Consider the following 13,128-nt stretch of genomic DNA (forward strand, 5'->3'; position numbering starts at 1 on the left):
AAGTCCCCGTTTCTTTTTCGCTATTTGGCAAACTATTTCTTCATTTCAAATCCTAAAAGAATCTCATCATACCCATCCATTAATGAAGTAGTCGTTTTATCTGATTTTTTCAAAGCAGAGGATAATACACTAACAAAGTTCATAAGTTTTTCCGTATTGAAAAGTAATGATACCTGTTCTCCCGATTTCACTAACTGCACTTCCACACTTTTCACCGTGATCGTTTTTGCCAACACATAATGTAATGTCAATACACGTGTCTTCTCGTCCAAAGAATACGTTCCTTTTAATATCTTCTTCCCTATCGTATTTGTAAACGTACCATCACTATTAAACGTGTAGCTAAAATTCCCCGGCACAATCCCCAACTTTGTGTAAATATTCTCCATTTTTTTCTCTAACGCTGAGGTTACCAATGAACCGCTCGCCTCTTTCAACAAATCCCCACTCGTCATTTTACAAGCAGGCTCCACGTAATTCCAAGTTCCTTGAAGATCCGACAATTTAATCACATTACCTGTTACAAGATTCACCACGTCCTTTACCTTCGATGAATTCAAAATGTCCTTCAATGATTGGGCTTGTACTAATTGTACTCCCCCAAAGCACATCAATACACAACAAATTACAATAACTCGTTTCATAAAATATAATGTTTAGGTTTAAACACAAAAGCCTGTCTATCAGACAGGCCTCTATTTGAGCCAATTTGGGGACTCGAACCCCAGACCTACGCATTACGAATGCGTTGCTCTACCAGCTGAGCTAAATTGGCGATAACGGGTGCAAATGTACGACTATTTTTGTAATTTGAAAACGATAAATCAATTTTTTTCAACTCAAAAACGTACATTTTTTATACATTTGCGGCTACATTTTAATTATCAATAAGATGAAAAGAAAACTGCCGACAATTATTTTTCAATTTACCATATCACTTTCACTATTTTTATTCTTCATCACGAACATTTCTGCACAAAAGAAGGCTGTTGAGACCTCCGGAGACATTATATATTACGCAACTCCCGTCTTCTGTTTGACAACCTCTCTATTGAAAAAAGATTACCACGGAACCAAACAGCTTGTTTTTTCTACTGTCACAGCTGTAGGAATAAGTTACATATTAAAACATACGATCCGCAAAAAACGACCGGATGGAAGTGATTACCATGCTTTCCCGTCCGGACATGCAACCGTCACCTTCCAAGGAGCTTCCTTTCTACAACGCAGATATGGCTGGAAATTCGGTATCCCTGCTTACCTTTTATCCACTTACGTCGTTTGGGGACGGACTTATTGTGATAAACACGATTGGTGGGATATTCTCTGTGGTGCAGCAATAGGTGTGGGGAGTTCCTATATTTTCACCAAACCCTACGGCCGTACACGGATCACACTCACCCCTACCGTACTCCAGAAACACCCTGGAATCCACGCTTGTATCACTTTCTAACAGACTTCTAAATATTTTGTTAAAATAGTATTTAAAGAAATCATAAACCCTTTTTTTATCATGGTACATCCATATTATATGTCTATTTTTGTTTAAATCAGAACAACAACATATAATATGCAACTTTATATTTACAAAATAATTTTTCTTTTGTTCATGTTGGCCATACCCGTGACAATGTTTGCCCAAACGCAAAAGAGAGACACGATTAGAAAAGATACAACCACAATACCTGAAAAAAAGATTACCAAATACACACTAAAAGGTATTGTAACTGGAGAGCCTGATGACGAGACTCTGCCAGGTGCGCATATTTATGTTGGAGAAGATAAAAAACCGACAACTGTAACCAATGCCATGGGAGAATTCACCTTAAAAGACCTTCTTCCAGGAGAGCTGGTCATTACCGTTTCTTTTGTCGGTTACCAAGCTACAAGCAAAAAATATCTGGTAAAAGCAGATACAAATGTCGGAATGATTAATCTACTCCCGGAAGTACTGGAAGAAGTCGTTATTACAGCCAAACCACCTTTGATTATCCAGAAAGGTGACACGACAGAATTCAACGCAAATGCATTGAAGGTTCCGGAAGATGCTGAATTGGAAGATTTGTTGAAAAAATTACCCGGTTTCCAAATCGTCGACGGAAAATTAATGGCAAACGGAGAAGAAGTCAAGAAAATATATATTGATGGAACCGAATATTTCCTCAGCAACCCGATGGCCGCCCTCCAGACACTTCCGGCCAGCCTTGTCAACAAAATAAAAATGTTTGACGGGAAAAGTGAAGAAGCTGATTTCTCAGGATATGATGACGGGAAAAGATTCCGTTCATTAAACATTGAAACCAAGAATCCCAACCAGTTGAAAGTATTCGGTAAAGCCAACTTGGGATACGGCATTTCAGAAGACCTAGAAGATTCATTTAAAGACAATAACTATAACCTGGGTGTTTCTGCTAACGCCTTTAACAAAAAGCAGAAATTCTCCATCCAAGGAAGTCTACGTAACACGAACCAAGGATCTGAACTCCCCAACGCACAATACCACGGGAAAGGTGGGAATAATCGAGGGAAAAATTACTCCGTGGACTTCGCCAATACATTCAGTAAAGGTACTGATATAGGTGGGAGTTACAGTGGTAGCAACAGCGAATCCTATTCTGCCAGTTCCAGTATACAGGAATATTTCCCTTCTGAAAGTTTCCAGAGCAACATTTATAATTCAGAATCACATTCTTGGTCTGAAAGTTCAAGTCATAACGTGAATACCCGGTTTAATTACTCCATGAACAAGAAAAACAGATTCTACTTCACCCCCTCTTTTTCATTTAGCAAATCAGATAGTCGATCATTGAACATGAATAGTAATATTCAAGACAATGACACGATAAATATCACGAACAGTAAAAGACAAAGTCACAATGAAAATCGTTCCTTCGGGGGTAATTTCTCATGGATGCACGCTTTCCAAAAAACGGGACGGACATTAACATTAAACGGGAACATAAATATCAGTAAAAATGAAAACAATAATACACAACAAGATAGTAGTATTATAAACAAAAGAGATACGTTGCGTAATCTTATCAATACCTCCGAAGGTATATCAAATTCATACACGGGTTCGATCTCTTATTCAGAACCTTTAACGGAAAAAGCCCGATTATCGTTCAATTACTCTTTCAGTTACAACAAGAATAGTTCGGACAAAGAAAGTATGTCATACAAAGACGCACTTTTCACGGAAGTCATTGGTATTGATACGGCCTTAACGAATAAAACCAGTACCATAAGAACAAGTAATAACCTAGGCATCCGTTATGGGTATAATCAAGAAAAATTCTATTTCAGTGCAGGTGGATCAATCAATCTATCAAGAGAAGAAAATAGATACGAATACTTGAACGCACCGGACTCTAACGTGAGAAACAATTATTTGAATCTCTCCCCTCAAATAAATTTCAGTTATAGTTTATCCAAAAGATCAACCATGACTTTTTATTATAACGGGAATACAGATTCCCCTAGAGCCGAGCAACTACAAGACATTCTTGACGTGAGAGACCAATTAAATATTTCAACAGGAAATCCGAACTTGAAAAAAACATTCTCGCAATCAGCCTCAATGTCTTTTAGCCGGAACATTGTCAGTGAAGAAAATTTCAGTTTCTTGAACGTTAATCTTAGTTTTCGAAACTCTTTCAACAATATCGCCACGGCAACACAATTTATCTCAAAAGACACGGTTATCAACGGTTACCAAATATTACAGGGAGCCCGTCTCTCCCGCCCCGTTAACTTAAACGGGCAATGGGGGCTTTCCATGAATTCCAGTTATTCTTTCGAGATCAAAGCATTAAAATTAAGATTAGGCCCTTCCTTATCTTATAGTTATTCTCGTACACCTTCTATCTACGATAATATAAAGAACTTGACCAGTTCCCATAATGCATCATTCGGACTTAATATCAACAGTAACGTATCTGAGAATTTGGACTACAATATATCTTCCCGTACTTCTTACACCAATTCCACAAGTACAACCACGGAAGGTTCCAGTTCTTTCTCTCAATCTGTTAATGCAAGTGCCAAATGGGTTTTCTGGAAAGGATTCATTCTTGCAGGAGACTATTCATATAATTACACGTTAAGTAAAAAAGGTGGAAACGTGAACCAATCCAACAGTCTTCTAAACATGGAGATCGGGAAAAAATTCATGAAAAATAAACAACTACAAGTTAGATTTAAAGCGATGGACATTTTACGTCAAAGGAACCTGTTAAATTACAGTATTCAAGACCTGTATACTCAAACTAGTTACAGCACAAACGAGCGAAACTACTACATGCTAACTGTTTCCTATCGATTTAATTCCATTGGTAAAAAGAAAGAAGGAAGAAATGGTCCGGAAGGGCCACCACCTCCCGGATTCTTCTAAAAAAATTTAACGGGAACCTAATTCCTTAGCTTGTTCGAGATACGCTGTATTTCGAACATCTCCTTTTTTATCAACACCATAAGCAATAACCTCCCCGACAGAATGCCAACGCATATATTCTGCCAAAATTCGATAGGACTCTTGCACCCCTTTTATTTCATTTTCAACATCAGTTGCTGCTGCAAGCAGCAAGACACACTCTTTACCTGTCAGACTTCGTTCGCTTTTCTCCACGGTATAAGGATACAAACGATCTATAACACTCTTCAACTGAGTTGGCCAACTAAAAAAATACAGAGGAGAAGCAAACACGATCATATCCGCCTGCTCTATTTCCGGAAAAATCTTCTCCATATCATCCGACTGCACGCAAGGAGTTCCCATGGACCAACACATACCACAGGCAAAACACCCGTTTACCTTGTAACCCGGAACTTTTATCACACTTACTTCATACCCCTTGGCCCTAGCACCCGTGGCAAAGGCCTCTGCCAGCATATCACTGTTCCCGTTTGGCCGGGGACTTCCCTCTAAAATTAAAATGTTTTTGCCCATAATTTATTGTTTTATGATATACAAAAATACGTATTTATTGCTTCACTAAAACCACAAAAGGAAAAAACTCCTTGATCACGTGTCAAGGAGTTTTCATTTTTTAATGTACATAACGAATCTTTATCCGCTCTTGTATCTGAGTTGGAGGTAAATCCGTGTCAATCTTTATCTTATAACTCCTTCCCGGAATTACATCTATATAATTATCTGAAAAGAAAATCGATTCTCCCGGAATATAGAACATAACATTGCAAGCCAGTTTATCCGAGGAAACCCGAATAAATTTCTCTCCATTCTCCTCTCCTGCCTGTATAGAGAAATGAGGTGTCAGCAAATCTAAATCCTTATGATAAACGAAATAAACATTCTTTTCATCCAAGACCTGACCACCTTGTAAACGTACCACAAGCATCATCCCATTCTCAGAACCACCCGCAAGCAACGACTCCCGGTTCAATTTCCACAAAACCGTCGAAGTATTTGCCGGTACATTTACTCCTCTTTCAGTCAAGAAAATGAGATTACCATGAAAATCAAGAACCTCAATGCTCAATGTCCCATGAATAGCCTCCAACCTATCACTCACGGCATAAATTGCCAAGGAATCCCCCTCCCATTTCGGAGCAACGATCACCTCTTTAAAACAATCCCGCATCATGTAATGCGCCGCTTTCCATTTATGGTAATAATCCGTCGTCGACCAACTGGCAACAGGCCAACAATCATTAATCTGCCAGATCAGAGAGCCCATACAATAAGGCATATTCCGACGATGTGCCTCGATACCCATTTTCGTAGACAGTCCCTGCAACACGTGGGTCATGTAAATAAATTGTTCAAACTCTTCCGGAACCCGGTAATACATTTTCATATAATCCAGAATACGCCCGTTACCAATATAACTCCTTTGGTGTGATTTCATCACCTCCGATTCTATATCATAATCCTCCGGCAGTGCATACGTTTCTATCGTACTCATCTCCGGAAAGGACTGAAACCCGTATTCACTGCAAAAACGGGTTGTCACCTCATCAAAGCTTTCCAATGGTCGGAAACCATGCCACACACCCCAATAATGTTGATCCCCCGAAGTCGTCCCGTCCAATCCATGTTGATCCGGTTCCGGTCCCGCCATCGGTGAGGAAGGCCAGTAGTCATCTCCGTCCGTGTAATCCTTCACCACTTCGGGAAGTATCTCGTGAAAAACGGTATAGTAAGCCTTGAAAACCGTATCCTGTTCCTCTTTCGTGAAAGCGTTCTTCCATCCCCATCCCCCCGGCGCACCGTGTCGCCAAGCCAAAGCGTTTTCATTATTCCCACACCACAAAGCGATACTAGGATGATTCCGAATCCGAATAACATTATCAATAGCCTCCTGACGCACGTTATCCAAAAATTCTTGATTCCCGGGATACATCGCACAAGCAAACATGAAATCCTGCCACACCATGATCCCGTATTTATCACAGAATTCAAAAAATGCATCATCCTCGTATATGCCACCACCCCATATTCTGATCATATTCATGTTGGCATTCGCTGCATCTGCCACCATTTTCTCATACAAATCCGGGGTTACACGAGGCAGAAATACGTCATTCGGGATAGCGTTAGCCCCCTTGGCAAACACGGGTACTCCATTCAACTCGAAACCGAAAGACTCTCCCCATTGATCCTTTTCTCGAACTAATCTCAACGACCGTAACCCCGTCGTTACCTTCTTTTCCGCCACAACTCCTTCCTCGCTAGTCACCAGAATCGTGAAATCGTACAAGTTCTGTTCCCCTAACCCGTTACTCCACCACAAGCGAGGATTCTGAATTACATAAGGAATAGTTATTTTGTTTTCACCTTTTCTTAACTCTTTTGGCTCCTGCAACAGCACCTTCCCCTCATTCATAATCACTATCGTGACACTCTGTTGCTTGTCCGAATTCACACAAACCTCCGCCACCAGTTGAGCCTTTTCCTTTGTTACGGAAGGCTGGCGAATAAACACATCCTCCACCTTCACGTCATTCCAAGCCTCCAGAATCACCGGACGCCAGATGCCGGAAGTCACCAAACGAGGCCCCCAATCCCAACCATAATGGTAAGGAGCCTTACGAGTATACACGCTAACCCGGTCATTTCCCATCTCTCCCCGAACGCTCTGATCATTATCCGCGGGTAGTCTCAAACCGTAACGTTCCATCTCTTCCCGTCCCTTCAAAGTCGGGGAAGCAAACACGATACGCAACTCGTTACGACCAACTTTCAGTTTTCCTTCAACATCAAACCTCCACGTCCGGAACATATTATCCGTATTTCCCAATTTCTCCCCGTTCAAATAAACATCAGCGTATGTATCCAACCCCGTGAACGTGATCCGTTGATTGACCTTTTTCCCTATTTCCTCCGAAACAGTGAACTCCGTTCGGTACTCCCAATCCTTCTTATCAATCCATTGCAACTGCAATTCATTCATCCGGTAAAAAGGATCTTCAATCTTCCCGCTAGCCAACAAATCCGTGTGTACCGTACCGGGTACTGTTGCGGGCAACCACGTCCCCGAATCCCTCTGCCGGAATTGCCAACCGGAATTCAGCTCCGTACGAATCTCTTTTTCGGTTGAACACCCGATCATTCCCCAGGTGATACAACCGAAAAACAGCATCCAAACTATTTTATTCATTGGACTTTGACTCTTGTAGAATATGTTTTGCAAAATTATAACCTAAAGCCTCGTAACGTTGCGTCAATAACTTTGCCCGGTTCAGGAAATTCGAGTACTCTCTCGCCTCTTGCGGAGTCCATGCCACCTCTGCCAATGCAGCCATACGCGGCAATAACATATATTGAGCATGACTAAAAGTCGTGATATACTCCGCCCACAAATTAGCTTGTACCCCAATAATTTTCTTTCCTTCCTCGGCCGTCAATCCCTCTGTCGGGTTCAAACTATATACTTTTGCAACATCAACAAAACCACCAATACTAAAAGGTTCCTTGTCAACATCCTTAGATTGATAGTAATCAAAATAAGCGTAGTCATTCGGCACCATCACCACCTCATTCCCTCTCTTTGCTCCTTTGATTCCGCCCGTCTTACCTCTCCATGACATGACAATTGCCGTTTTAGAAACATCTCCTTCCAATATTTCATCCCAACCGAGGATTCTCTTCCCCTTCTCTTTCAAATACGCCTCGATCCGGTGAACGGTATAATTTTGCAATTCACCCTCTTCCTTCATCTTTTCCTGTTTCATCCGGGCCTGACATTTCTTACACTTTTTCCAAGCATCTCTCGGACATTCATCTCCCCCAATATGGATGATCTTTCCGGGGAACAATTCCGCTACCTCATCCAACACACCTTCCCAGAACTCAAACGTCTTCTCGTTACCGGGGCAAAATACTTCCGGGAACACTCCCCACATCTGGCATACCTCGTAAGGTCCACCCGTACATCCTAATTCCGGATAAGTAGCCAAAGCGGCAAGCGCATGTCCGGGAAGCTCTATTTCCGGAATGATCGTGATATACCGATCGGCAGCATATTGAATAACTTCTTTAATCTCTTCCTGCGTGAAAAAGTAGGGGCCGTATGGAGTCCCGTCATACTTTCCCGTATTTTTACCTATCACAGTCTGTTTCCGTTGACTCCCGATTTGCGTGAGTTCCGGATATTTCTTGATCTCGATACGCCATCCCTGATCATCCGTCAAATGCCAGTGGAACACGCTCAATTTATGTAAAGCCAACATATCGATAAAAGTTTTCACCTCATCCACCGTAAAGAAATGACGACACACGTCCAGCATTGTTCCTCGATACCCTAACCGAGGCTCGTCCTGAATCTGCACGTTTTGAATTCTGATCCGATCCATCTTCTCCCCTTTTTCCACGCCCACGGGCATCATCTGCCGTAAACTCTGCATGGCATAGAAAACCGCCTTTGAACTTCCTCCCTTCATATTAACCGCATTCTTCTCCACCGTCAAATCATAAGCATCCGCTTTCATAGAGGGGTCAACAAAAATATTTATCGCATTCTTTTTCGTTTCCCCATTCGCCACGGTTAAGGCCTTCCCGAAAGATTTTTCAACCAATGTACTCATAAAAGTACAAGCCGGTTGCAAATCATCCGCACCCTTCACCACGTTAATCACTGTTTTTGGAGATAGATAAAAACCGCCATCCGCAACTGTTACCTGCTGAGGCTGAGGAATAATATTCACCTCTTGATTTGGTTCACTGGCACATCCGCCAAGCAAAATAATACACAATACTACGATTGAAACAAAACTGATTTTTTTCATAAACGCATTTTTAAACACAACAGCCAAGATAAGTTAAAATTCGTTCCCGTGCAAATATTATAATTGTTCTATTTCTTCATTTGTTAAACCCGTACTACGAATGATGGAATCCAAAGGTACTCCTAGCTTTTTCAAATTACGAGCAACCTCAACAATTCCTTTTAATTTTCCTTCCACCAAACCTTCTGCCCGTCCTTCCACTCTTCCCTCCACCTTTCCTTCTTCCCTTCCTTCAGCTCTCCCCTCTGCTCGTCCTTCCACTAACCCCTCGAACTTGGCCGTTCCCAGCACGTCATTCTGGATCATGATCGCGTCAACGTGACGATCGTATGCCGCACGCTCTGATGCATCCATGCTATAATAAATCAATTTTTCCCGTGCTTCTTTCAATCCCGGAGCCGTTGTATCCGGACGGATATGATCATTCTTCAGGTAATCCAACCATTCCTCCAACGGCGTTGTAGCCACTTGATTAAACTCGTTCAAACGAATCAAGAAATACTCCGGGAATATCTCCGAAGGTAGGCGACGCACCAAAGCATCCTTTTCCTTCACGGTCACCTGCAGACGATCCCCCGTGTGAACCCCCGTGAACGTGTTCTGCCCGTGATAAAGGTAATCATCCCCCTTACCTATATCAAAATAAAGAATACTAATTGAATATACTTTTTTCACCTCCGAATAGAGATTACCCAACTTGATATGTTCCGTGATCGCTTTCGCCGCCCCGTAAAGAATACGTTCAAGGAAATAAAGCTCCCGGGTTACCTGCACCTCCACGATAATGATCTCCCCCTCGCTATTCCGTGCCTTAATATCCACTCGGTTAAACTTATCATTATCACACTGCTGATTACTCTCACTTTCTAGAATTTCCATGATATGGATTTCCTTACCCAACAACACCGTGAGCAAACCTTCCAACACCCCAAAATTCGCTTTATCACGCAATAATCGTTTCACGGCCCAATCAAATCGTATATACCTATCCTTCTCCATAACACAGCCAATTTAGTTATTCTTCACAAAGATACACTTTTCCACGACAAACGTTCCTTTTTTCGGGGAGAATATATCATTATAGAGACGACACACCTAATATAATGATTTTAGCATGAGCAACCACATTGCCAGATAAAACGTAGCATCTGTCACTTTACATACAGAACCTCCTTATCCCTGTATTTTCCCATGTCCGAAATAATCACCTTCTCCCCGACCGTCAACCCCTGCAACACCTCCACGTATTCGAAACCACTCTCTCCCAGCATAACCTTCCTCTTTTCCACTCGTTCCCCATTGCCAACCCACAAATCATAATCTCCCCGACCCATGTAATAGGCCCCCGTCGGCAAACGCAACGTTTCATCCTTCATGGCATGAGTAACATGTACATCCACTTTCAACCCGGAGCGCAACCGGGTGTTACTCTGATCATCCAGAAACACGACAAACTTGATGACACCGTTATTCACCGAGGGCGTGACATTCCCCACCGTGCCGGAAAGCTTTTCGTTCCCGATCACCACGTTCACCCGGTTCCCCGCGGTAATCTTATCCGCATAACTATCGGCAATCTCGCCCTCCACCTTAAAACTCGACAAATCAGACAATATCGCCAAATTACTTCCCTGCGCAACAGAAGCCCCAACCTGATCATTAATCCAAGTCAACGTGGCGGCACGAGGTGCCATCACTTGAGCCTCCCCAAGTGTCTTGAACAACAAGTCCATGTTCCTCTTGGCAATCTTGTAATCCAACTCCAGCGAGCGAATTTCCGATTGTGAAGTACTCTTTTTATTTTCAAACTTCCGTTTCAATTGTTCCAATTGCATTTGTTTCACCGTGTAATTCAATTCCGCCTCCCGCACCTTTTCCCTCGTACTGGCCCCGATACTATCCAGATAGCGCTCGTTATTCAGCGACACCAAAGTTCGTTTCAACATCATCTCGTCAATATCCACCTGCATTTTCATTTCCGCCAAATCACTCGCTATCGTTTTACGCTGTAAATCCAATTTATTCAACTGCATCTCCAACGACTCCTTCTTCGTTTCGTACTCCGTCCGTATCGTTTCCAAATCCAACTGTAACAACGGTTCATCTTTCTGCACCCGATCCCCCGACTTTTTATACACTTCCAGCACCTTCGAAGACACCGGAGAAGTGATGATTTCTTCTGCAAAAGGAACCACCTTTCCCGTGGCATACACGGAAACCCCCACTGCCCCCTCGTCCACCACACCAAAATTCACCTCTGCTCCCCGAATCTTGGGTTGAAACATATTCACCAAAAAAGAAAACACCCCCACGCATATTATCACAATCATAGTACCCCTTACGACCATTTTCCGTTTACGTCGTCTTTTTATCTCCAGAGATATTGCCTGATCCATAATCTAATATTTTTCTTGTTGATAAATTATATCTTCTCTCTTTTCAAAATCATACAAAGTCAACCTACGCAAGGCATAAAAATACACCCATGACGAATACAATTGACTCACATAAGTACGTCGGGCATTATCCTGCTCCGTCTGTGCGGCATTCAAATCCAGCACACTGATCTGCCCCAACACGAAAGTCTCGTATGCCGTCTTGTAACGCTTCCGGGCTACGGTATCCGCCAAACGCACGATCTCGTTCAGCCGATTCTGTTCCTGATACTGTTTTACCGCCGTCATCACATCTTGTTCGAAATTCAATGTTTCCTTCTCCACCTGTACCCGTGTGATCTCTGCTTGCGAGCGGGCCAACTCCACCTGTCCCCGTCCCTTTCCCCAATTCAATATTGGAATACTTATCCCCAAACTAACTGCCTCCCGATTTCGTAAATTCTGGTATGTCTCTTTAAAAGTCCTATCACTTCCAGTGAACCCGATCGAAGCATAAACGTCTGCCTTAAACCCTCTCCCGGCTTTTGCTTGTGCCACCTGCTGACGTGCTTGCAGCATCCGGCAAACCACATCATAACGGAAAGGATTATTCCTATTCGCCAGTTCCATAACCTCTTTAAACGTCACCTCGACTTCCGGACACTCTTCCGGCATATCAGGAACAATCACCACACGTTCATTATATCCCAGATAATTACGCAAAGCAAACATTTTCTGCTCGTAAGCCTGCTCCGTCTGAATCAGCGAAGACGAGGCATTCAAGTAATTCAACTTCAATTGCAACAAATCATTATCGGAAATCAATCCCCTCTCCCGTTTTCCTTGTGCTATCTGCATCAGTTTTTCCGAATTTTTCAAATTCTGCCGATCAATATCCACGTTAATCATCGCCAGCAACAAATCGAAATAATATGATATAACCTGTACTGCCACGTTTTCCATGTTCACGGCAAACTGCTGCTGAGCTTGCTTGTACTTTTCCGGCTCGATCTTCATACTCCATTTCAAAGGATTCGCCGTGATCAACGGTTGCGAAAAGATCACGTTAAACGGCACGCTCATATACTCCGTTGTCTTGTCACCATCCAACTGGTCCACCCGCTCTACCTGTGATTGTAAGGACAACGCACCTCCCGTCAGCGGGATATTCTGCGTCACCGACAACGCCAACTGCTCCGAAATCGAATTACTGGAAATATATTTGTACGTCCCATCTTCCTTCAAATAACTCGATAACGTCCGGTTAAAACTCGGTAATGTCCCCGTCAATGTCACGTTTGGCAACAAATCGGCCCTATAATTTCGATATTGCCAGTACGCTGATCTCAACTGACTCTTTGCCACCATCGCATCCAGCGACTGTTCCCGTGCCAGACGAATCGCCTCTTCCAAAGAAACGACCTTCTGTTCTTGTTGAGCTGCAACAGGTAAAACTACCAATAAACACCACCATATAAATAATCCTTTCATCATATCTCCATTT

General features: G+C 42.6%; 9 protein-coding genes and 1 tRNA gene. 2 read left to right on the top strand and 8 right to left on the bottom strand.

Features of this window, described 5'->3' with window-relative positions:
• Positions 1 to 32 precede the first annotated feature (32 nt).
• Both I2I33_RS03690 and I2I33_RS03695 read right to left on the bottom strand, forming a co-directional pair.
• On the bottom strand, positions 33 to 644 hold the full coding sequence (locus tag I2I33_RS03690) for a DUF4923 family protein (protein WP_087419937.1): 612 nt from the start codon (positions 642 to 644) through the stop codon (positions 33 to 35).
• Positions 645 to 702: 58 nt separating this feature from the next.
• A tRNA-Thr gene (locus I2I33_RS03695) sits at positions 703 to 775 on the bottom strand.
• Between the two features lie 117 nt (positions 776 to 892).
• On the opposite strand from I2I33_RS03695, the gene I2I33_RS03700 reads away from it, so the two are divergent.
• Together I2I33_RS03700 and I2I33_RS03705 are read left to right on the top strand one after the other, a co-directional pair.
• Positions 893 to 1,453 (top strand): phosphatase PAP2 family protein, encoded by a 561-nt coding sequence (locus I2I33_RS03700; RefSeq protein ID WP_087419936.1) that lies wholly within the window; start codon positions 893 to 895, stop codon positions 1,451 to 1,453.
• A gap of 117 nt (positions 1,454 to 1,570) precedes the next feature.
• Positions 1,571 to 4,393, top strand: a complete 2,823-nt coding sequence (locus I2I33_RS03705) for a TonB-dependent receptor (protein WP_087419935.1) — start codon at positions 1,571 to 1,573, stop codon at positions 4,391 to 4,393.
• Positions 4,394 to 4,399: 6 nt separating this feature from the next.
• Here I2I33_RS03705 and I2I33_RS03710 read toward each other — a convergent pair whose 3' ends face one another.
• The 6 genes from I2I33_RS03710 to I2I33_RS03735 form a co-directional block, all read right to left on the bottom strand.
• Positions 4,400 to 4,948, bottom strand: a complete 549-nt coding sequence (locus I2I33_RS03710; RefSeq protein WP_087419934.1) for a flavodoxin family protein — start codon at positions 4,946 to 4,948, stop codon at positions 4,400 to 4,402.
• A gap of 100 nt (positions 4,949 to 5,048) precedes the next feature.
• Positions 5,049 to 7,622 (bottom strand): beta-mannosidase, encoded by a 2,574-nt coding sequence (locus tag I2I33_RS03715; RefSeq protein ID WP_087419933.1) that lies wholly within the window; start codon positions 7,620 to 7,622, stop codon positions 5,049 to 5,051.
• Positions 7,615 to 9,249: a beta-N-acetylhexosaminidase gene (locus tag I2I33_RS03720; protein ID WP_195666734.1), complete on the bottom strand. Its 1,635-nt coding sequence runs from the start codon at positions 9,247 to 9,249 to the stop codon at positions 7,615 to 7,617. The genes I2I33_RS03715 and I2I33_RS03720 overlap by 8 nt, the downstream gene beginning before the upstream one ends.
• Before the next feature lie 57 nt (positions 9,250 to 9,306).
• Positions 9,307 to 10,248: a PD-(D/E)XK nuclease family transposase gene (locus tag I2I33_RS03725; protein WP_087419931.1), complete on the bottom strand. Its 942-nt coding sequence runs from the start codon at positions 10,246 to 10,248 to the stop codon at positions 9,307 to 9,309.
• A gap of 152 nt (positions 10,249 to 10,400) precedes the next feature.
• Positions 10,401 to 11,645 (bottom strand): efflux RND transporter periplasmic adaptor subunit, encoded by a 1,245-nt coding sequence (locus I2I33_RS03730; RefSeq protein WP_087419930.1) that lies wholly within the window; start codon positions 11,643 to 11,645, stop codon positions 10,401 to 10,403.
• A 3-nt stretch (positions 11,646 to 11,648) separates the two neighbouring features.
• The gene (locus I2I33_RS03735) at positions 11,649 to 13,115 is read right to left on the bottom strand and encodes a TolC family protein (RefSeq protein WP_087419929.1); all 1,467 of its coding nucleotides are present in this window, start codon (positions 13,113 to 13,115) and stop codon (positions 11,649 to 11,651) included.
• Positions 13,116 to 13,128: the final 13 nt, after the last annotated feature.

The sequence above is a fragment of the Butyricimonas sp. BSD2780061689_150309_C8 genome (genome assembly GCF_015560935.1).
Taxonomy (GTDB): domain Bacteria; phylum Bacteroidota; class Bacteroidia; order Bacteroidales; family Marinifilaceae; genus Butyricimonas; species Butyricimonas paravirosa.